Source organism: Bacillus sp. SG-1 (genome assembly GCF_000181495.1).
GTDB lineage: Bacteria > Bacillota > Bacilli > Bacillales > Bacillaceae_B > Rossellomorea.
In genome coordinates this window covers 22,586-43,565 of record NZ_ABCF01000016.1, presented here as the reverse complement: position 1 = coordinate 43,565, position 20,980 = coordinate 22,586, and the positions used below count along the sequence as shown (strand labels likewise).

Below are 20,980 nucleotides of genomic sequence, written 5' to 3'. Positions count from 1 at the left end.
CTCCTTCTCCCCTTTGTCCATATATGTTAATGCTTTACTTTTTCACCAGAACGCAGTTTTTCTGCGATTTCATCTATTTTTCGGAGTCTATGGTTGATGCCTGACTTGCTGATGGTTCCCCCTGAAACCATTTCCCCCAGCTCTTTCAATGTGACGTCTTGATAAGTGACTCTCAGTTCAGCGATCTCCCTGAGTTTGTCCGGCAGGATTTGCAATCCGGCAGACTGCTCTATATAGCGGATGTTCTCAACCTGCCTGAGAGCAGCGCCTATCGTTTTGTTCAAATTGGCTGTTTCACAGTTTACAAGTCTGTTAACTGAATTTCTCATATCCCGGACGATTCGAACGTCTTCAAATCTGAGCAGGGCACCGTGGGCACCTACCACATTCAAAAACTCGGTGATTTTTTCCGCCTCTTTAAGATATGTGATGAATCCCTTTTTACGTTCCAACGTTTTGCTGTTCAATCCAAAACTGTTCATTACTTCTGAGAGGGCCTCATTATGCTCCTGGTACAACGAGAAGATTTCCAGGTGGTATGAGGAGGTTTCCGGGTTGTTGACCGATCCTCCGGCCAGGAAAGCACCACGCAAGTATGAACGGCGGCAGCACTTCTTGTGGATGAGCTGCGCAGAGATATCATGTATAATCGTGAATCCCTCACCTAGTATATGGAGGTTTTCCAGAATTTCTTTCGTGTCTTCTTTGAGGCGTACGATATAGATGTTATTCTTTTTAAGCCGCATTTTTTTGCGGACCAGCAGTTCAACCGGGGTGTCATAGTTTTTCTTGATCAAAGAATAAATTCGTCTTGCGATCGCGGCATTTTCGGTCTGGATATTGACGATTAGGGACCTGTTCGCAAACGACAGTGACCCGTTCATCCTTATCAATGCAGATAATTCCGCTTTCGAGCAGCAATCCTTCAAGTCAAGATTGGTTAATTCTTTTTTAGTAACGGACGCAAACGACATCTCTTCACCTCCCTAAGACAAACGCTTGCACTCAATGCGGCAGCCTTGCCGTTCTATTCCACTGCCAAAGACAGCGTTTATATATTTTATTCGATACTTTTAAGATCGGGTTTATTCATGAGTGAAAAAATAATCTCCGCTACTTTTCCGGTATCATGGCGGATGACGCCATCATAGTAAGAGATGATTTCATCGTCAATCACTTGGAGTCCCATTGAAGACAACCGCTCAAAATCAAAGATGACGGGTTTCGCCATTTCTTCCTCATAACGGGCTTCAATCTCCTGAGGAACTTGTTCATTGTTGACAATAATCGTATCAATGAATCCATCATGAAGATGGTCGTAGATGGCTTTCACATGATCGCTGGCAGTGAAATCAAGTGTCTCCCCCGCCTGTGTCATCAGGTTGCATATATACACTTTCCGTGCCTTGCTATTGCTGACTTCTTTTCCGATTTCCGGAACGAGCAAGTTAGGCAGGATGCTTGTGTATAAACTTCCGGGACCAATGACAATTAAATCAGCTTCCCGGATGGCCCGAATTGTCTCTGAAACAGGGATGATTGTGCCAGGCGTCAAAAAGACACGCTTGATCTTTTTTCCGGAAAAAGGAATCTTTGATTCTCCCGAAACAATCGTGCCGTCTTCCATTTCTGCATTTAGGACAACGCTTTGATTGGCAGATGGAAGAACCTTTCCTTTGACATTCAGGACCCTGCTCATCTCCTGTATGGCATGCACGAAGTCACCGGTGATTGAGGTGAACGCCGCCAGGATCAGGTTTCCAAGCGAATGTCCAGACAATTCATTGGATGTTTCAAACCGGTGTTGAAACATCTGCTCAATCAGGGGCTCCACCTCTGATAAGGCCGCAATGACATTACGGATGTCACCGGGTGGGGGTACATTGAGATCATCTCTCAGACGACCCGAGCTTCCTCCATCATCTGCAACTGTCACAATGGCTGTTATATCTAAAGGGTATGTTTTTAGTCCTCTAAGAAGAACAGGCAGTCCTGTTCCGCCGCCAATGATGACTACCTTGGGTTCATTCTTTTGCTTCATGTCAGCTGTTCCCGTTTCTTATTGATATCCCTGTGTGTGATCTTAGTACTGTAGTCATTTTCGAAATAATGACCGATGTACTCCGAGAGTGCCACAGATCTGTGCTGGCCGCCTGTACAGCCGATTGCAATGACAAGCTGGCTCTTTCCTTCACGTTTATAATGCGGCAGCATGAACGTGAGGAGATCCGTCACTTTTTCAAGGAACTTCTGTGTTTCGCTCCATTTGAGGACATATTTTGAAACGTCCTCTTCCAAACCGGTCCTTGGTCTCATATGGTCAATATAATGAGGGTTCGGCAGGAATCTGACATCGAACACCAAATCAGCATCAATCGGGATACCATGCTTAAAACCAAAGGAAATCACGTTGACGGTAAAAATGGATCGTTTATTGACGGAGAATTCCTCAAGGATTTTTTCCCTCAGTTCTCTCGGCTTCATCGCTGAAGTATTAATGGTTTGCGCACGGCCCTTCAATTCTTCTAAGAGAAGCCTTTCCTGCTTGATTCCTTCCATTGGCAAGCCGGATGGAGCCAGCGGGTGTGAACGCCGTGTCTCTTTATAACGTCTGACCAAGGCTGAATCATCGGCATCAAGATAAAGGATCTGCGGGGTCACCCACGAAGTTTCCGCCATATCGTCAAGTGCCTGGATCAGATGATCGAAAAACTCCCGTCCCCTGAGGTCCATCCCCAAAGCGACTTTGTTCATCTTGGTCCCTGAGTCTTTCATCAATTCAAGGAATTTAGGAAGGAGAGTGGGCGGTAGGTTATCTACACAGAAAAACCCTAAATCTTCAAAACTTTGTATGGCAACGGTTTTGCCTGCACCGGACATGCCGGTGATGATCACCAATTGGCCGTCATTCGTCGAACCTGTACTCATTGTCTCTTCCCCCTTGATTAACTTGGATCCAATTTATATGCGAGCAATTGGAAGTCTGGTGTGTAGGTAAAAGTTCCATAAATGGTCCCTTTTCCGTGAACCATGTATTCCAGGATGTGGCGGTCCCCTTCTGCCATTGGCAGGTTTTTAATTTCCTCGAGGTCATGCCACTCCAGAATCCCTTCTTCACACTCTGTAAGGTTGACTCCATCTGCTTCTGTAGCAAAAAAAGTGAACATCATCCACTCTGAAACAATTTTGTCGCCGTCTTTTATAATAAAGGTGAAAATCCCTTTGACATCAGCATTGCGCAGGTAAATACCTGTTTCTTCGCGATACTCCCTGATGACAGCATCACGAATCGATTCCCCCTGCTCCATTTTTCCGCCTGGGGCTACCCACCAGTTTCTTCGCGGCTTTTGGAGAAGAAGAACTTTATCCTCGTTCATGTATAGACAATTTGTCACTCGCTGCATTCATTTCACCTCAAGCTTTACATCTGTTTGCGTTGCTCTTTATTATACTATGATTGTACCTCTCCTACAATGTTCGAACATTTACCATAGGCTTCATCCCTTTAAAGCACTAAGAGGGACAGTCCCCTTTTACACATTAACGCGCTAAGAGGGACAGTCCCTCTTAGCGCGTTAATGCATTAAAGGATTTAAAACAAAAAAAGAGACACAGGCGGTTCCTGTGTCTTAAAAGGGATTTATTTCTTAAAAGGGGGTCAATTTCTTATTATCTATGATACCCCGATTGTGTTTCACTAGTGTTACAGTACGTTTAAGGTGTGATTACGGATTGTTAATTATTTCTAAACAATATTCGGTAATATTAGACACGTTTTGTCGAAAAAGAAGAGCCCTGCTGTTCCAAGGGCTCTTCAAGGTTTTCAGCATATAGCTGGAATGATTTTTCGATAAGCTGTTTTTCGACAGATTACTTCTTGGCCGCCAATTTTTCGGCAAGTTCTTCAACGTAATGCTGCGCTGCTTGGGCAGCGATACTTCCATCGCCCGTTGCCGTAACGATTTGGCGAAGCATCTTCTCACGAACATCACCGGCAGCAAAGATTCCAGGAATCTTCGTCTCCATTCTGTCGTTCGTTTCAATATAGCCCATATCGTTCGTGATCCCCAGGTCTCTGAACGGTTTTGTCAGTGGCAGCATTCCGATGTAGATGAACACACCGTCTGCTTCAAAAGGCTTTTCTTCACCGTTTTCAGTCGATACCAATGTAACGCTGCCGACTTTGCCGTCTTTATCATTGATTTCTTTTACCGTATGGTTCCAGATGAAATCAACTTTGTCGTTATTGAACGCACGCTCCTGAAGGATCTTTTGCGCACGAAGCTCGTCTCTGCGGTGGACGATTGTCACCTTGTTTGCGAAGCGAGTCAGGTACACACCTTCTTCAACGGCGGAATCTCCTCCACCCACTACAACAAGGTCTTTTCCTTTAAAGAAGGCACCGTCACAAACCGCACAATAGGATACTCCGCGGCCGCCCAGTTCATTCTCACCCGGAACGCCAAGTTTTTTCCACTCAGCACCTGTAGAGAGGATGACAGCACGGGCTTTGTACTCTTTAGATCCTGCTTTAATTGTTTTGTACTCTTCACCGTCTACAATTTCTTTAATGTCGCCATACGCATATTCGGCACCGAACGCTTTGGCATGTTCAAACATTTTGTTGGAAAGGTCCGGCCCAAGAATATGGTCAAAACCAGGATAGTTTTCAACTTCTTCCGTATTGGCCATTTGCCCGCCCGGGATACCGCGTTCCAGCATTAATGTGGAAAGGGCCGCACGGGACGTATATACTGCAGCTGTCATACCAGCTGGACCGGCGCCAACGATAATGACATCATAAATTTTTTCTTCTGACACAATGAACACTCCTTCAATCGAAGTCTGTTTTACAGAAATGCAATTTCATAAAAAAAGAACGAGTAAACCGTTCACTCAATCTTTATTTTCCCTTTAAACATCTCCGTAATCCTACTATTTTGTAGTATTTCCTATCTACTCATATCCTATAAAAAGAAGAGCATATTCGTCCATGAATATGCTCACTACTGAAGATAGGCTTCCACTTCTTCCAAATACTTGTTCAGAGTGCCTGTCGTAATTCCATATTTACCTGAGATTAGTGTCTTTGTCTTCTTGTCTCCTCTTAACCTGTGCCAGATATACTCCGTCGCAGCCGCGCATGCTTTGGCATTTTTCAACGAAGTTTCAGCTTCGAGCAGTTTGCAGGCAATGCTGAACCATGTCAGAAACAAGCCGGAATCGACCGCATTGATCGGGTGATGAATCTCATACAAAGCTAATGCCGTTTCATGAATATGCTTAATCACTTTGCTGTCTTTGATGGCTTTTCTCGATTCTGCTTTTAAAATTTCAGCAAGGTACAGCTTTTCGGAAAGGGAAAAATCGTCCACTGCCCCAAAGTCTGTATGGGTCAGTACCTCTTTTTGATGCTTAGAGATCGAAATTAGGAACAAGCCGAACAGCCTTTCTTCCGCATATTCGCTTTTCAGCTTTTTCAAAATGGAAGTGACGTGATTTTCAAATCCTTCTACCTGAGGATTTTCATCATTCCATGGTTCTGATCCTGCTTTTTCAGGATTCTCTTCCAGGACTCTTTTCCATGCTTGCTCTGCCGTCTGCTCATGCCCTGTATTATATGCGGCATGTGACAGCCAATAGTAAAAGCTCGCATCTCCTTGGAACCCAAGCTTTTGCAGGGATTTCAACCACTCATAGGCTTTCTCGTTACGTCCGATCAAGGCGAAAGTGGCCCCAAGCTTGTAACGCTGCTCATAGTGGAACGGGCGGATTTTTTCCAGTCCTTCCATCAATTCCTCCAGCTCGTCGTGCCTTTGCTGGTAAAAATAGAAGACGGCCATGTTGCATAGTGCATGAAGGTTCCCTGGATTTTTCTCCATGACCTCTTCAAGAGTCGCTGCCGCTTTTTCGGTTTTCCCAAGATAAAAATACGCGAGAGCGAGGTTGTTATAGGCGGACCAGTACTCAGGAAAGTCCTTGATCACTTGCTCCAAAAGATCGACTGCCTTTTGGAAGTTTCCTGACTCCAGCAAGTTTCTGGCTTTGTCCTGGTTCGCGATCAGTTCATCATGCTCATAAAGAGTATCCAGAGCCTCGTCTGAATCAAGCTCCAGGATTTCGAGCAGCTCTTCCGCATCTTCACTGAATTCTCCGTACTCTTCTTTTTCCAGATAATTCGTCACATGCGTGTATGCTTCTTTGAAAAGTCCAAGATGTGCGTAATTGTTGGCCAAGAAATAATGGCATTCCGCCATATGAGGATCCAGGCTGTCAACGATTAAGTGCAGCAGCTGGTTGGATTGTTTATATTCACCCATTTCCGTGTGGACGATGGCCAGTTGGCAGGCGATCATCGGCTCCAACGGCTCAAGCTGAAGGGCGCGGTTAAGGTATTTTTTAGATTTATTTAATTCCCTGCGGTGGTAAGCCTTGATGCCTTTGTTGAAATAGTACTCACCAGTGGGTACGAATGATAAAATTTTGCTTTTATCGTTTCTTGCATTTGAACCTTTTCTCATGAAAGTCCTCCGAAACGTATAGATTAACTACAGTAGTATAACACACATATTTAAGTTCCTAAACCATCGCTGAAGGATATTTTCTGGAAATAAATCGAGGTGAATGGATTTCCACTACAGGTGTATGGCTCAACGGGGCGGGCGGTGAACCTCCTCAGCTGTCCCGCTAATCCCGCAGGAGGTCGTACACCTACCGCTTCAATTGACTAATTAAAATGAATATACACTTTTGTATAGAATTACAAAAAAAGCACACAAAAAGGGACTGTCCCCTTTCGCACGTTAACGTAGCAAAGGGGACTGTCCCTCTTAGTGCTTTAAAGCATTAAAATCATTTGTTGTGACGCTCTTCCAGTGTTTGAAAGACTTCATTTAATGGGAGGCCCTGTTCTTTGAGGAGGACCAGCATATGATACAGAAGGTCTGCACTTTCCCACTTCAGTTCTTCTTTGTCGCGGTTTTTCGCGGCGATAATGACTTCGGCTGCTTCTTCACCGATTTTCTTCAGAATCTTATCGACACCCTCTTCAAAGAGATAGGTCGTATAAGCTCCTTCCGGTCGCTGGTCGAAGCGGTCGGAAATCACTTTCTCAAGCTGTGTCAGTATTGAACTTCCATCGGTTGACACCTCTTCAGACTTATAAAAGCTTTCCTCAAAGCAGCTCTCGTTCCCTTTGTGGCAAGCCGGTCCTTTAGGTTCCACCTCAACCAGAACCGCATCCTGATCACAGTCATATCTCATTTCGACGATACGCTGGGTGTTTCCACTGGTAGCGCCTTTATGCCAGAGTTCCTGGCGTGAACGGGAATAAAACCATGTTTCCCCTTTTTCCACCGACAACTTCAAAGACTCGGCATTCATATAAGCCAGGGTCAATACCTTCTTTGTGGAGGCATCCTGAACGATGGCAGGTACGAGGCCCTTTTCATCGAATTGAATTCTTTCTATGATAACGCTCATCTTACTGCAACCTCCTTTTCCCTCAGATATTCCTTCACTTGCTCAACACTTGTTTCTTTATAATGGAAGATGGACGCTGCCAGTGCCGCATCCGCTTTACCTCTTTTAAAAATCTCTTCGAAATGTTCTGCATTGCCTGCCCCGCCTGAGGCAATAACCGGGATCGATACGGCTTCACTGACAGCTTTGGTCAAGGAAAGGTTAAATCCTGTTTTGCCGCCATCACTGTCCATGCTTGTCAGGAGAATCTCTCCGGCACCCAGTTTTTCAGCTTCCTGAGCCCAGGACACGGCGTCTTTTTCCGTAACTTTGCGGCCGCCATGCGTATAGACTTTCCATGTGCCGCTTCCTTCTTCAAACTTGGCGTCTATCGCCACGACGATGCACTGGGAACCGAAGTATTGGGATCCTTCGGAAATCAGTTCCGGCCGCACTACGGCTGCAGTGTTCAAGGAAACCTTATCAGCTCCAGCACGGAGGATATTTTTCATATCTTCAACTGAATTGATGCCGCCTCCGACTGTAAAAGGAATGGCAAGCTCCGACGCGACCTCTTTTACCACATCGATCATCGTCTTGCGCCCTTCATGGGATGCTGAAATATCAAGGAATACCAGTTCGTCCGCTCCTTGCTTATCGTAAAATTTAGCGAGTTCGACAGGATCACCCGCATCACGAAGCTGAACGAAGCTGATTCCCTTAACGACTCTGCCTTCTTTTACATCGAGACAAGGAATGATACGTTTCGTCAGCATGATGACACCTCTTTTACAGCGTCTTCCACGGATACTTTCCCCGTGTAGATCGCTTTTCCGACGATGGCGCCGGCAACACCCTTACCCTCGTATTCTTTTAAAAGACGGAGGTCGTCCATGGAACTCACCCCGCCGGAAGCGATCACTTCTTTTCCTGTGGCTTTCGCCAATTCCGCGACTGCCTCAACATTGGGACCGGACAGCATTCCGTCCGTTGCAATATCGGTGAAAATAAAGGTTTCAGCACCTGCTTGGGCAAGCTCGACACCAAGGTCTACTGCCTTCAGCTGTGACGTTTCAATCCAGCCGTGAGTGGCGACAAAGCCATCTTTGGCATCAAGGCCGATCGCTATCCTGTCTCCATACTTGGCAAGCCAGCTTTTCACCAGTTCCGTTTGGGAAACGGCCAGGCTGCCGATGATCACCCTCTGAACCCCGTTATTAAGGTAGTATTCAATATCCTCTTCTGAACGGATCCCGCCGCCAATCTGGACTTTCGCACCCAGTTCATTTGCGACAGCAATGACAAACTTATCATTCACACGGCTGCCTTCCTTCGCACCGTCCAGATCGACCATGTGAATCCATTGGGCTCCTTCATCCACAAACCTTTTCGCCATATCAAAAGGAGAATCTCCATAAACCGTTTCCTTGCTGTAATCTCCCTGCAGCAGGCGGACACACTTCCCGCCGCGCATGTCGATCGCCGGATAGATGGTAAAACTCATCGCACTTCCTCCTTTTGCTCCACCAGTTTTGTAAAATTACGCAGCAGCTTCATGCCGAGTTCGCTGCTTTTTTCCGGATGAAATTGCATTCCGAATATATTGTCTTTCCCTGCGATTGCCGGCACTTCCACGCCGTACTCTGCTGTCGCTACAACATCGTCAGAATCCGCTTCAGAAATATAATAAGAGTGAACAAAGTAAACATGTTCTTCCGACAAACCTTCCAGCAATGGTGATTCATTGACGAATCGAAGTTTGTTCCAGCCCATATGCGGAATCTTCATCTCTTCTGTCTGTCTCGGAATCCTTATGACACGGCCTTTCAGGAGGCCAAGTCCCTCAGTGGTTCCATTCTCTTCACTTTCATCATAAAGGAGCTGCATCCCCAAACAGATTCCTAGGAGAGGCTTCCCGCTCCCGGCATACTCTTTAATGAAACCAATCAGCTTCTGGCGTGCTAATAGCGTCATGGCATCGCGGAAGGAGCCGACTCCCGGAAGAAGCAAGCCGTCCGCTTTTCGGAGCTCTTTTACATCTTCACTGATAAAATAAGGAACATCCAGCCGTTCAAGCGCCTTTGCGACACTGAACAGATTTCCCATTCCATAATCGACGATTCCGATCATTTATAACATTCCTTTCGTAGATGGCACCCCTTGAATTCTCGGGTCAATGGTCGTCGCTTCATCCAGGGCACGTCCCAGCGCCTTGAAGACCGCTTCAATCATGTGGTGTGTATTATGGCCGTAGTGTACGATGACATGAAGATTCATCCTCGCTTCCAACGCCAATTTCCAAAGAAATTCATGTACAAGCTCAGTATCAAACGTTCCTACTTTCTGGCTTGGGAAATCCGCCCTCATTTCCAGGTGCGGCCTGTTGCTCAAATCCACGACCACCTGAGCCAGCGCTTCATCCATCGGCACAAAGGCATTTCCGTAACGCTTGATCCCTTTTTTGTCTCCCAATGCCTTTTGAAGGGCCTGACCAAGACAGATTCCGATATCTTCAGTTGTATGATGATCGTCAACGTCAATATCTCCCTGGGCATTGACATTCAAATCGAACTGGCCGTGCTTCGTGAACAGGTCCAGCATGTGGGACATGAACGGCACACCCGTTTCTATATTTGCATTTCCGGTTCCATCTATTGAAAAGCTAAGCTCAATATCCGTCTCATTCGTCTTGCGGACCAACTCCGCCCTTCTGCTATCTTCCACAACACTTCACTCCTTCACCGTATTAAAAGGGACAGTCCCTCTTTGTGCTTTAACGCGTTAACGTACGAAGAGGGACTGTCCCTCTTAGCGCGTTAATGGGCTAAAGCAACATCTATTTATTTTTTAAACCGCGATTCGACCGCTCGGGCATGGGCTTCCAAGCCCTCAAGGCGCGCCAGTTTCGCGATTTTGCTGTAGTTATCTTTCAACGCTTTTTCACTATAAGAAATGACCGATGTCTTTTTTGTAAAATCATCCACATTCAATGGGGATGAGAACCGTGCTGTCCCGTTTGTCGGAAGCACATGGTTCGGTCCGGCAAAATAGTCCCCGACAGGTTCTGAACTGTATCTCCCTAAGAAAACGGCGCCGGCGTGGCGTATCTTGGCCATCGTCACCATCGGATTGTTAGTCATAATTTCCAAATGCTCTGGTGCCAGGTCATTGACCACTTCCACCGCTTTTTCCATACTTTCAGCAAGGTAAATCGCACCGAAGCGTTCCACCGACTCTGCGGCAATTTCTTTACGTGGCAAATCTTCCAGTGCTTTCTCCACCTGTGCGGAAACCTCTTCCGCAAGCTGCGCTGAAGTTGTCACAAGCACTGCCGAAGCATTCACATCGTGTTCCGCCTGTGACAGCAGGTCAGCAGCAATCTCTTCTGCTAATCCCGTTTCATCCGCCAACACAACAATCTCACTTGGACCGGCAATCATATCAATTGCAACATCACCGAAGACTTCCCGTTTGGCCAGCGCGACATAAATATTCCCCGGACCAACGATTTTATCGACCGGTGCCATACTTTCTGTCCCATATGCAAGCGCACCTATCGCCTGGGCACCGCCGACCTTCCAGATTTCCGTGACTCCGGCAACCCGGGCAGCCGCAAGGACAGCTGAAGGAATGCGTCCGTCTTCACCTGGAGGAGTGACCATGACGATGCGCTCTACTCCCGCCACCTTCGCAGGAAGAACATTCATCAAGACAGAAGACGGGTAAGCCGCTGTTCCGCCCGGTACGTATACACCGACAGAGTCAAGAGGGGTGATTTTCTGGCCCAGCAGGGTACCGTTCTCATCCGTGTCAAACCATGAATTCCGTTTTTGTTTTCCATGGAAGGAGGAAATATTCTCAGCAGCCTCTTCGATGATTCTCACCATTTCAGTGCCGATTTCCTTTACCGCTGCATCGACTTCCTCTGAGGTAACCTTCATATCCTGAAGCCTGACTCCATCAAATTTCTCCGTGTATTTTAACAACGCAAGGTCTCCAGCAGATTTCACTTCCCGTAAAATCTCCTGGACTGCTTTACGCTGTTCTTCCGTCCCGCTGTCGATTGAACGCTTAATCGATAAATTACCTTTTGCCTCTATGATCTTCATGATGATCCCCTCCTTCTATACCGGAATATTGCTGACTACTTCTCTTAATCTCTCTGCCAGCTCATCGATTCTTTCATCCTTCATTCTGTAGCTGACCGGGTTCACAATCAGCCTTGACGTAATGTCGACGATTTTTTCATATTCAACCAATCCATTTTCTTTCAGGGTTCTTCCTGTCGAAACTATATCCACAATCCTGTCTGCCAGTCCGATCATCGGGGCCAACTCAATCGATCCATTCAACTTGATAATTTCGACCTGTTCTCCCTGTTCTCGAAAATAACTGGAGGCAATCGTCGGATATTTCGTAGCAATCTTCGGCGCGACTTCATTCATTTTCGTACCAGGAAGCCCGGCCACTGCTAAGTAGCAGGCGGAAATTTTTAAATCAAGGAGTTCATATACGTCCCTTTCTTCCTCCAGCATGACATCCTTCCCGGCAATTCCGAGGTCGGCCACACCGTGTTCCACATAGGTCGGGACATCCATTGGCTTGGCGAGGATGAACGTCAGTTTTTCTTCAGGCACTTCGATGATCAGCTTCCTGGAATCATCAAACTCTGGCGGAAGATTATATCCAGCCTGCCTCAGAAGTTCCAGCGCTTCATCGAATATCCGCCCTTTTGGCATTGCGATCGTCAAATCCGTCATCACTCATCACCGCCTTTTCCGTTCTTCCCGATAAAATAACTTACATCAGTAAATTCCTTTGAGAATTCATCGACATCTGTGATCCCTTTCCAGTCCTGCAGTACAACACTCTTCCCGCTCTGCCTCAAATCCTGTGCAAATTGAATCGCTTCACTTCTGCGTTCCCGGCTGAAAAGTACGCAGTGATCTGTGACCGGATTTTCCGCGAAACCCAAAGCCTCCAATATGTGATCAATCCTCAGGGCAAAACCGGTCGCCCCGGAATCCTTCCCGAACTTTTCCATTAATTTATTGTAACGGCCGCCATTTCCAATGGGAAATCCGACATTCCCGGCATACGTTTCAAAAAGAATACCCGAGTAATAACTCATGTGGCTGACAAGACTCAAATCAAACTTCACATATTGAGCCAGACCGTAATCTTCAAGAAGATCCGACAATTCTTCCAGTTGTCCGATCGCTTCTCGTCCTGCCTCACCTTCCATTAACGGATATGCTTCCTGCAGTTTGTCTTTTCCGCCTCGTAATTTCAGAAATGAAAACAGACGCTGCTTGTCGATGGAAGAAAGCGGCAGATCGTTGACATGGTCCCGGAATCCTACATAATTTTTTTCATATAAAAAACGACTTAACGTATTCGCACGCTCTTCTGTTCCTAAAATTTCTTTGAACAGCTCCCTGACAAAACCGATGTGTCCTATTGAAATCGTGAAGTTTTGCAAACCGGCTGCTTTAAACGAGGAAATCATCAGGGAAATCACTTCCCCGTCAGCTGAAATCGTTTCGTCGCCGATACACTCAATCCCGAACTGCTCGAATTCTGCAGGCCTGCCTCCTTCACGCTGCTGAGCTCGAAAAACATTCGCACAATATGCAAGACGCAATGGCTGTTTGTTACGCAAAAGTTTTGAAGCGGCAACCCTGGCAATCGGGGCTGTCATATCCGGCCGCAGCACCAGAGTATGCCCCTGCTGGTCGAGGAGCTTGAACAGCTGCCTGTCCAGAATCGCAGATGCCTCGCCGACAGTCTCAAAGTATTCAAGAGTCGGTGTTTCTATAAACTGATAGCCCCAGGCTTTAATCGTTTCATCCATTTTTGTTTTTAATGACGCTTTCGCTTGGTAAAGACTCGGAAATGTATCCCTCATCCCCAACGGTTTCTCAAACATGAACAGCTTTGACATGACAACCACCTTTTTTTCTGTTTTTTTACAGTATCTATTTATTATTGCACTAGAGTCGATTTATTGAAAATATTTAGAATGCTTTAGTTCGCTAATGTGCTAATAAATTAAAGTTATATGTAGTGTAACTCTATCCTCAATGGCAGTCAACCGAAAAACTCTTTTTGATTAGTTTGCCCGGAACGTAAAAAAAGACCCTTTTGCCAGGAGAGTCTTTTGTGAGTTTGGCTGATTTTTCGTTCGTGGGACTGGTGGCGTTTTTTTGGCGGAAGCGGGTCATCGGTTATCAGCTATTTTCTGAATTTATCAGCGGAAATTTTGATTTATCGGCAATTTTTAAATTTTATCAGCGATTATTAATTTTTATCGGCGATTCTGCCGATTTATCGACCGTTCCGCAAAATTCGACACTGGCACCAATCAAAAGAATCCCCTCAGCCACAGTAGCTAAGGGGATCCCTTCATTCTTTATTGCCATAAATTTCATCGTCTTTCCATCGTTCGGCGAGTTCTTCTTTTGTGTAGATCACCTTCATCGGGTTTCCTCCGACGAAAGCACCGGCAGGGACGTCTTTATGCACAAGGGTGCCTGCAGACACAATGGCCCCGTCCCCGATTTTGATGCCCGGAAGAATCGTTGTGTTTGCGCCGATCATGACTTCACTGCCGATTTCCACTTCACCAAGACGGTACTCTTTGATTAAGTATTCATGGGCGAGGATCGTTGTGTTATATCCGATTACCGTATTGCGCCCGACGGAAATTTTTTCAGGAAACATGACATCGAGCATGACCATCAAGGCAAATGATGTTTCATTTCCGATGTTCATCTTCAGAAAATTCCGGTACAGCCAGTTTTTCATTCCCAGGAAAGGTGTGTACCTTGCCAGCTGGATCACCACAAAATTTTTGACGACCTTCAGGAATGGGACGGTTTTATAAACGTGCCAGAGAGAGTTTGCCCCGTCAACTTTATAACGGGTCGTCCTTCTCATCGCTTTTCCATCCCAACCACATCTAAAAGATCGGGCATTGTTTCAAGCATGAAATCCGGCTCATAGTGGTCAAGATATTCCCGGCCTTTCGCACTCCAGGCGACTCCCGCCGAATAGGTACCGGCATTTTTACCAGCCAGGATATCGTGATGGTTATCACCCACCATGATCGATTCCTCAGGTGTGGACCCGAGAGCTTCCAACGCTTTATTGATCGGCTCTGGATCCGGTTTTGCATTTTCCACTTCATCCAGGGTGATGATGACATCAAAGAACTGATCGAGGTTCGTCAGCTTCAATCCCTTAATGACCACATCGCGAACTTTCGTTGATACGATGGCCATTTTGTACCCGTTCTGACTCAGCGTTTGAATTGTTTCAAAGACTCCTTCGAATTCAGTAACGAGAGAATCATGTTTTTCAAGGTTGTAGGTCCGGTAGGTTTTCACCATCTCTTCCACTGCATCCGGATTTACTTTAAGAAAAGATTCCTCAAGCGGCGGTCCCATGAACTGCAGGACATCTTCCCGTTTGTATTGATCCGGGAAGTAAGTATTCATCGTATGCAAAAATGAAGAGATGATCAGTTCGTTTGTATTAATCAATGTTCCATCTAAGTCGAATAACAATGTTGTAATTTTTTTACTCATAGCGTTACTTCCTTTCCTTTGGCTTTAGTGACTTCAGCACGTCTCCATATATACGCGACGGTAATTGTCAGAAGAATTGCGGTGACCACCCTGATGATCAACAGAGGCAGCACCGGGATGCCGAGCGGGATAAAAATCAAGGTATCTTCGACAACAGCGTGGCAGGCGACAAGGAAAATAAAGGCGAGGGTGACATCTTTTTTGCTGACCCCGTCTTCTTGTACGGCCTGAATCATCACGCCCGCTCCGTAAGCCAAGCCGATCAGCAGGCCCGCAGCCATTGTTGTGGAGGTGTTGGCATTCATCCCCATCGCTCTCGTAAACGGTGACATCCATTTTGAGAACGCTGCAAGCCATTTTTTGTCTTTTAAAATTTGAAGTCCGATCATAAGAGGGATGACGATTAAGGCAAGCTGCAGTATGCCATACCCTGCTTTTTCAAATGCAAGGAGAAAAATCTGCCCCCAGCCTTCAGGGTTCGAATTCTGCGGAGGAACCATTCCATACTGCGCCAGCTCTCCGCCCCCGTTCCAAACAAGGTTGATGACGACTGCTGAAACGACCGCCAACCCGATTCTCACTGTCAGGATGACCCAAATTTTCACACCGACTTTTGCAGCAACAGAAGACTCTATCAGCAGATTATGGCAAAAGCTCAGCATGACCGCGATGATAAAGACTTCTTTTACCGTAAGATCAAGCGAAAGAATTCCCCCGATAGCAGCATACAGATTCAGGAAGTTTCCGAGCACGAGTGGAATTGCCGCGTCCCCGGAAAGGCCGAACAGTCCCATGAAAGGTGAAATCTTCTCAATGATCCAAGGTAAAATCGGTGTATGCTGCAGCAGCACGACAATCATCGTTATCGGAAAAATGACTTTCCCCAATGACCACGTTGTCTTCAGACCAGCAATCGACCCGTTTTTGATAGATGTTCCAAGCATGCTCCATACTCCCTTTGTTCAATTATTCTCTAGGCTTCTACGTCATTATACGGCTTAGCTGCATAACCTTTCATTCTTCTGAAAATCCATAGGCCCACTGCAAGAACGATCAGCACAATTGAAATCACTTGGGCGATACGCAGATACTCAGTCAGCATCAAACTGTCTGTACGCATTGCTTCAATGAAGAAACGACCGATGGAATACCAGATGACATAGGAAAGAAAAAGTTCCCCGACACGGAGATTCAGTTTCCGGCGAATGACCAGCAGTAAAATGAAACCGGCAATATTCCAGAGTGATTCATATAAGAAAGTCGGATGATAGTACGTTCCGTTAATGTACATTTGATTGATAATAAACTCAGGCAGCATCAAATTCTCCAAGAACTGCCTGCTCACCTCTCCACCGTGGGCTTCCTGGTTCATGAAGTTCCCCCAGCGGCCGATCGCCTGGCCAAGGATAATGCTCGGTGCCGCAATATCAGCAATCTTCCAGAAAGAAAGCCCTTTTGCCCTGGCAAAAAAGTAAGCTGTCGCGACCGATCCGATCAGGGCACCATGGATGGCAATTCCGCCGTTCCAAATCTTGATGATGTCGCCGGGATTTTGTGAATAATAGTCCCACTCAAAAGCGACATAGTAAATGCGGGCTGAAATGATCGCAATCGGAATCGCCCAGACAATCAAATCGATGAATGTATCTTTCGGCAGTCCCAGGCGGTCACTTTCCTTCACAGCCAAATATAACGCCAATGCAATGCCCAATCCGATGATCAGCCCGTACCAGTGAACCTGCAGTGGACCGAACTCAAATGCAACCGGATCAAGCGGTCTAATCGTTGACTCCATACCTCAAACACTCCCATTCTTCAACTCATAATAATCCTTTAGCACATTAACGCCCGAAAAGGGACAGTCCACTATTTTGCAGTAACGCATTAATGCACTAAGAGGGACTGTCCCTCTTAGCACGGTAAAGGGATAAAGCACGTTTTAGAAATCTTCCTGATCGCCTTCATCAATGACGTCACTCAGGCGGTTGGTGAATTGTTCGGCGGCGTTTACTCCCATTCTTTTCAAACGGAAATTCATCGCAGCAACTTCAATAATAACGGCCAGGTTTCGTCCCGGACGAACCGGAACCGTCAATTTCGTAATGTCGGTATCGATGATTCTCATTTTTCCTCATCTAAACCGAGACGGTCATATTGCTTGGATTTATCCCAAAGCTCCAAATTGATGCAGAGTGTAATCCGTTTATAGCTCCGAACCGCACCTGCTCCAAATAGTGTCATTACATTGATGATGCCCAGCCCGCGAATTTCCAGCAGATGCTCAATCAGATCCGGTGAACTTCCGACAAGCGTATCCGTATCTTCCTGGCGAATTTCCACGCAATCATCGGCAACTAGACGGTGGCCTCTTTTTACTAGCTCAAGCGCTGTTTCACTTTTACCAACGCCGCTTTTCCCTGTAATCAGTACACCGACACCGTAAATATCAACTAATACACCATGGATGGCAGTCGTCGGAGCCAGTTTGCTTTCAAGGTAATTTGTCAATCGGCTTGAGAAACGGGTCGTTTTCAACGGTGTTCTCATCACCGGCACATCATTCCGATTGGAAGCCTCCACGAGTTCAGGAGGAATCGGCATGTCCCTGCTGATGATGATTCCCGGCGTAATATCCGTACATAGCTGATCCATTCTTGACTTTCGCTGTGAATCATCCAGTTTTTCCAAGAAGGACAATTCGGTTTTACCAAGCAATTGAATTCTTTCTGCAGGATAATAGTTAAAATAACCGGCCATTTCCAATCCAGGTCGTGATATATCACTTGTCACGATTGGACGATGCAGGCCTTCCTCACCGCTCACCAATTCAAGATCAAACTTTTCAACGATATCTTTTGCGCGTACTTTTGCCAAAAAGAAGTCCTCCTTTTTCTTATGCAAAATTTTATATGTACCTAAGGTTTTTGACAGTGTCTCTTAACCAGCCGCTTCCGTCTCGAACATTTTTCTAAGTGGAAACGACCGTAAAGAATTTATCCTAACCCATTTTAGCACTTTTCCACGGGAGACTACCACCTCGGCAAACCTGTAATTTTTTCAGAGAGGTGTCCACTATCTGTTGCACCCCCTATATAACAAGTGAAAATTGATTTGCGAGGTGGAAAATAATGAGATTTGTGATTGATGCGGGACACGGATTCAGTACGCCTGGAAAGCGGAGCCCGGCTGGAATGAAAGAGTATGAGTTCAACAGAGCGGCAGCCCAATTTGTAAAAGAGGTCCTTCTCACCTATGAAAATACGGAAGTCTTCTTTACCCATTCTGATCAAGAGGATGTCAGTCTAAAACAGAGAACGGATTTTGCCAACAGCATGAATGCCGATGCATTTATCTCCATACATGCCAATGCATTCGGGAGCGGATGGAACGAGGCTCGGGGAGTGGAAACGTATGTGCATAAGACAAAGCCTCCAGCGGCAGTCCGGCTGGCAAGTGCCATACAAAACAGTCTCGCAGCGAAGACCGGCCTTGTGAACAGGGGAGTGAAGGCTGCTGATTTTCATGTGCTGAGAGAAACAAAGATGACGTCGGTCCTCGTGGAGTGCGGTTTTATGACAAATAAAAAAGAGGCAGAGCTCTTAAAGTCGCCTCAATATCGAAAAACGTGCGGTCAGGCGATTGCCCTTGCGTTGGCAGACTTCTTTAAGCTCACAAAAAAGCCGGATGAAAACAGCTTGTACAAAGTCCAGGCCGGTGCCTTTTCAAAAAAGGAAAATGCCGAAGCTTTAGTTACCCGCTTGAAGAAGGCCGGGTTTGAATCGTTTATTTCATGTGATTAAGGTGTTGAAAAGATTTTGCAAGCTGTGATTTGTGTGGTGGAATAAGAGGGCGGCTTTCTGAATGTCAGCCGGTGAGGTTCTGACAGCGGTTTTAGCTTGGTTAAAATGAAAACAACTCCATTTCGTAGCATCGCAGGTTAATCTGGCGAACCAAATCAGAGCTGTAATACGAAAGGAACTGGATATATTTACCTGAAAAATGGAGATTCAAACATACTGACAAGAAAAAGGTAGAATTTTGAGCGGGTAGGAAGTTTCTTATCACCAAAAGCTAGCTCTTTGACGGCATCCTCCACTAATTTTCTCGGACCAGCCCCTAACTGCAATGCTTTCAGTAACATAACAAAAAAGAGTGAGAGCAGTTTTTCCTGCCCCTCACTCTTTTTTGTTTTTCATCGGCTCAATGACAGCTTTTTGAACCGCGATGTTGATGATGGACAGGATAATCGCGGCAAGTAAAGCCATCCCGAATCCATCGATTTCAAAGCTGTCTCCCATAAGGCCGTCGGTCAGCAATAAGGTGACCGCGTTAATGACAAACAGGAACAGCCCCAAGGTTAAAATGGTAGCGGGCAGTGTCAGCAGAATCAGGATCGGCTTTACCAGGACATTCAATATCGCCAGAATGAAGCTGGCAATGACAGCCGCCCCAATTCCAGATACTTCAAACCCTTCAAAGTAACCGGCAAGACTGACAAAGACCACCGCATTAATTAAAATTCCGATCAGCCATCTCATTCAAATTTTACCCCTTTTTATCTTTTAGGGAGTACAAACGCAGCAATCAAGTATGCCAGACCCATTGGAAAGAATCCTGTCACAATCAGTAAAATAATAAAGATAATCCTTAATAGGTTTGCACTCATGCCGGTACGTTCGGCGATACCGCCAAGTACTCCTGCAAAGACTTTATTTGTTCGTGAACGAGCTAGTGCCATGTCGTACATCCTCTCTTTCAGTTTATGATTTGTCCTGCATATCATTCTTCTCTTCTGATTTTTTTATGAGGACAGATCCTGTCTTTGTGTGAGCAAAGATATGAAGCTTTTGATCAGATTCACTGTCTTTTGAAAAGTGAACATGCTTCTGTACCACTTCATTTTTTTCTTCTACTATGTTAATACCCTCCATCTCGATCTTGAAACTGCCGAGATTGGACTTCGCTTCCCCTTTCAGGCCGAGGGACCCAGGTACATATAAGTCGATCCCTCCTGTCACGGCCTTCGCATGCAGGGTATCCGCCCTTTCGCCTCTAAGACTGCAGACGATGGTACCGTTCAGTGACTGAAGGTCTGTCAATTTAACGTCACCTTCCAAGTATACCTTTCCGTTGATTGATTCCGCCTCCACGCTGTCTGAATAGATGTTGGCCAAATGGATCGCACCGTTTGAAGTATCGACTTCAGTCTTTTTCGTCGTCATATCCTTCAATTCCACTTTTCCATTCCCTGAACGCACTTTAAACGAGTCAGCCATCATTCTCTCTGACTTCACAGAGCCGTTCAAGACTTTGACCGAAACCTTATCATACTGTGATTGCGGGACATAGATTATCGAATTCACCTTCATCCACTTCAGCTCTGTTGATAGCCTCAGCTTTCCATTTTCGATATAAAAATCGGTGTTGCCGAGGAACGATTCCCGTGCTTCTTCAAGGTCATCCGTTCGGTACACTTTCACCTGGCACTCGACTCTTACTTCATTCTGGTCCCAAGGAAGTACCTCTACCTTTCCATTGGCCACATCGACCGCGATTTCTTTCAGTGACTCAACCTCCGTTTTCTGGAAAACATGAGAAAGTTCTATGGACTTATTGAATTCAAAATCCAAATCAAAGTTCTTGACCTTGTTTAGAGCAGACTGAAAAAAATCAATCAGCCGATCTTTGCCATTATTGAAAGTTTGGGAAGATTTATCTCCATAATCACCTGTTTTTTCTCCAGTAAAAATATTGGCCAGGTCATCCAGCAGATCTGTTTCCTTTTCTTTATAAGAGGCTTTCTCCTTTGGTGCTTCTCCTTCTTTATCCAACGCTTCCAGCAGCGTCAATGCTTCTTTTGTGGACAGCTGCCCTTTTTCGACCATTTCCAAAATACGTTTGCGTTCTTCGTTCATCCTTCTTCACTCCTT

General features: G+C 45.9%; 22 protein-coding genes and 1 pseudogene. 1 reads left to right on the top strand and 22 read right to left on the bottom strand.

Annotated elements, in window-relative coordinates; genetic code table 11:
- Nucleotides 1-26 precede the first annotated feature (26 nt).
- From whiA to hprK, 19 genes and pseudogenes are all read right to left on the bottom strand, one after another.
- Nucleotides 27-974, bottom strand: coding sequence for a DNA-binding protein WhiA (gene whiA / locus BSG1_RS09815; RefSeq protein WP_006836863.1), 948 nt, complete (start codon nucleotides 972-974; stop codon nucleotides 27-29).
- Between the two features lie 86 nt (nucleotides 975-1,060).
- The gene (locus tag BSG1_RS09810; RefSeq protein WP_006836862.1) at nucleotides 1,061-2,041 is read right to left on the bottom strand and encodes a gluconeogenesis factor YvcK family protein; all 981 of its coding nucleotides are present in this window, start codon (nucleotides 2,039-2,041) and stop codon (nucleotides 1,061-1,063) included.
- Nucleotides 2,038-2,928 (bottom strand): RNase adapter RapZ, encoded by an 891-nt coding sequence (rapZ, locus tag BSG1_RS09805; RefSeq protein WP_006836861.1) that lies wholly within the window; start codon nucleotides 2,926-2,928, stop codon nucleotides 2,038-2,040. The genes BSG1_RS09810 and rapZ overlap by 4 nt, the downstream gene beginning before the upstream one ends.
- 17 nt (nucleotides 2,929-2,945) lie before the next feature.
- The gene (locus BSG1_RS09800) at nucleotides 2,946-3,404 is read right to left on the bottom strand and encodes an NUDIX hydrolase (RefSeq protein WP_006836860.1); all 459 of its coding nucleotides are present in this window, start codon (nucleotides 3,402-3,404) and stop codon (nucleotides 2,946-2,948) included.
- Between the two features lie 466 nt (nucleotides 3,405-3,870).
- Nucleotides 3,871-4,821, bottom strand: a complete 951-nt coding sequence (gene trxB / locus BSG1_RS09795) for a thioredoxin-disulfide reductase (RefSeq protein WP_006836859.1) — start codon at nucleotides 4,819-4,821, stop codon at nucleotides 3,871-3,873.
- Nucleotides 4,822-5,006: 185 nt separating this feature from the next.
- Nucleotides 5,007-6,521: a tetratricopeptide repeat protein gene (locus BSG1_RS09790; RefSeq protein ID WP_006836858.1), complete on the bottom strand. Its 1,515-nt coding sequence runs from the start codon at nucleotides 6,519-6,521 to the stop codon at nucleotides 5,007-5,009.
- A 331-nt stretch (nucleotides 6,522-6,852) separates the two neighbouring features.
- Nucleotides 6,853-7,482 (bottom strand): bifunctional phosphoribosyl-AMP cyclohydrolase/phosphoribosyl-ATP diphosphatase HisIE, encoded by a 630-nt coding sequence (hisIE, locus tag BSG1_RS09785; protein WP_006836857.1) that lies wholly within the window; start codon nucleotides 7,480-7,482, stop codon nucleotides 6,853-6,855.
- Nucleotides 7,479-8,237, bottom strand: coding sequence for an imidazole glycerol phosphate synthase subunit HisF (hisF, locus tag BSG1_RS09780; RefSeq protein ID WP_006836856.1), 759 nt, complete (start codon nucleotides 8,235-8,237; stop codon nucleotides 7,479-7,481). Before hisF ends, hisIE begins: the two co-directional genes overlap by 4 nt.
- A complete protein-coding gene (gene hisA / locus BSG1_RS09775) occupies nucleotides 8,231-8,965 on the bottom strand; it encodes a 1-(5-phosphoribosyl)-5-[(5-phosphoribosylamino)methylideneamino]imidazole-4-carboxamide isomerase (RefSeq protein ID WP_006836855.1) in 735 nt (244 codons plus the stop codon). The genes hisF and hisA overlap by 7 nt, the downstream gene beginning before the upstream one ends.
- Nucleotides 8,962-9,591 carry an imidazole glycerol phosphate synthase subunit HisH gene (gene hisH, locus BSG1_RS09770; protein ID WP_006836854.1) on the bottom strand — a complete coding sequence of 210 codons (630 nt, stop codon included), beginning with the start codon at nucleotides 9,589-9,591 and terminating at the stop codon, nucleotides 8,962-8,964. Before hisH ends, hisA begins: the two co-directional genes overlap by 4 nt.
- Nucleotides 9,592-10,185 carry an imidazoleglycerol-phosphate dehydratase HisB gene (hisB, locus tag BSG1_RS09765; protein WP_006836853.1) on the bottom strand — a complete coding sequence of 198 codons (594 nt, stop codon included), beginning with the start codon at nucleotides 10,183-10,185 and terminating at the stop codon, nucleotides 9,592-9,594.
- A gap of 116 nt (nucleotides 10,186-10,301) precedes the next feature.
- A complete protein-coding gene (hisD, locus tag BSG1_RS09760; RefSeq protein ID WP_006836852.1) occupies nucleotides 10,302-11,570 on the bottom strand; it encodes a histidinol dehydrogenase in 1,269 nt (422 codons plus the stop codon).
- A 15-nt stretch (nucleotides 11,571-11,585) separates the two neighbouring features.
- Entirely contained in the window at nucleotides 11,586-12,221 is a 636-nt protein-coding gene (gene hisG, locus BSG1_RS09755; RefSeq protein WP_006836851.1) for an ATP phosphoribosyltransferase, read from the bottom strand.
- On the bottom strand, nucleotides 12,221-13,405 hold the full coding sequence (locus tag BSG1_RS09750) for an ATP phosphoribosyltransferase regulatory subunit (RefSeq protein WP_006836850.1): 1,185 nt from the start codon (nucleotides 13,403-13,405) through the stop codon (nucleotides 12,221-12,223). The genes hisG and BSG1_RS09750 overlap by 1 nt, the downstream gene beginning before the upstream one ends.
- A gap of 461 nt (nucleotides 13,406-13,866) precedes the next feature.
- Entirely contained in the window at nucleotides 13,867-14,400 is a 534-nt protein-coding gene (locus BSG1_RS09745) for an acyltransferase (protein WP_006836848.1), read from the bottom strand.
- Nucleotides 14,397-15,050 carry a pyrophosphatase PpaX gene (gene ppaX / locus BSG1_RS09740; RefSeq protein WP_006836847.1) on the bottom strand — a complete coding sequence of 218 codons (654 nt, stop codon included), beginning with the start codon at nucleotides 15,048-15,050 and terminating at the stop codon, nucleotides 14,397-14,399. Before ppaX ends, BSG1_RS09745 begins: the two co-directional genes overlap by 4 nt.
- Nucleotides 15,047-15,994: a nucleoside recognition domain-containing protein gene (locus BSG1_RS09735; RefSeq protein ID WP_006836846.1), complete on the bottom strand. Its 948-nt coding sequence runs from the start codon at nucleotides 15,992-15,994 to the stop codon at nucleotides 15,047-15,049. The genes ppaX and BSG1_RS09735 overlap by 4 nt, the downstream gene beginning before the upstream one ends.
- 29 nt (nucleotides 15,995-16,023) lie before the next feature.
- The gene (gene lgt, locus BSG1_RS09730; RefSeq protein WP_006836845.1) at nucleotides 16,024-16,845 is read right to left on the bottom strand and encodes a prolipoprotein diacylglyceryl transferase; all 822 of its coding nucleotides are present in this window, start codon (nucleotides 16,843-16,845) and stop codon (nucleotides 16,024-16,026) included.
- 144 nt (nucleotides 16,846-16,989) lie between these two features.
- A pseudogene (gene hprK, locus BSG1_RS09725) lies at nucleotides 16,990-17,924 on the bottom strand (HPr(Ser) kinase/phosphatase).
- A gap of 254 nt (nucleotides 17,925-18,178) precedes the next feature.
- On the opposite strand from hprK, the gene BSG1_RS09720 reads away from it, so the two are divergent.
- Entirely contained in the window at nucleotides 18,179-18,850 is a 672-nt protein-coding gene (locus BSG1_RS09720) for an N-acetylmuramoyl-L-alanine amidase (RefSeq protein WP_006836842.1), read from the top strand.
- A 375-nt stretch (nucleotides 18,851-19,225) separates the two neighbouring features.
- Here BSG1_RS09720 and BSG1_RS09715 read toward each other — a convergent pair whose 3' ends face one another.
- From BSG1_RS09715 to BSG1_RS09705, 3 genes are read right to left on the bottom strand one after another with little or no spacing between them, the layout of a single operon-like run.
- A complete protein-coding gene (locus BSG1_RS09715) occupies nucleotides 19,226-19,588 on the bottom strand; it encodes a phage holin family protein (RefSeq protein ID WP_006836840.1) in 363 nt (120 codons plus the stop codon).
- A gap of 17 nt (nucleotides 19,589-19,605) precedes the next feature.
- The gene (locus tag BSG1_RS09710; protein WP_052302382.1) at nucleotides 19,606-19,788 is read right to left on the bottom strand and encodes a PspC domain-containing protein; all 183 of its coding nucleotides are present in this window, start codon (nucleotides 19,786-19,788) and stop codon (nucleotides 19,606-19,608) included.
- A 22-nt stretch (nucleotides 19,789-19,810) separates the two neighbouring features.
- Nucleotides 19,811-20,965 carry a DUF4097 family beta strand repeat-containing protein gene (locus BSG1_RS09705; RefSeq protein WP_006836838.1) on the bottom strand — a complete coding sequence of 385 codons (1,155 nt, stop codon included), beginning with the start codon at nucleotides 20,963-20,965 and terminating at the stop codon, nucleotides 19,811-19,813.
- Between the last annotated feature and the right edge of the window lie 15 nt (nucleotides 20,966-20,980).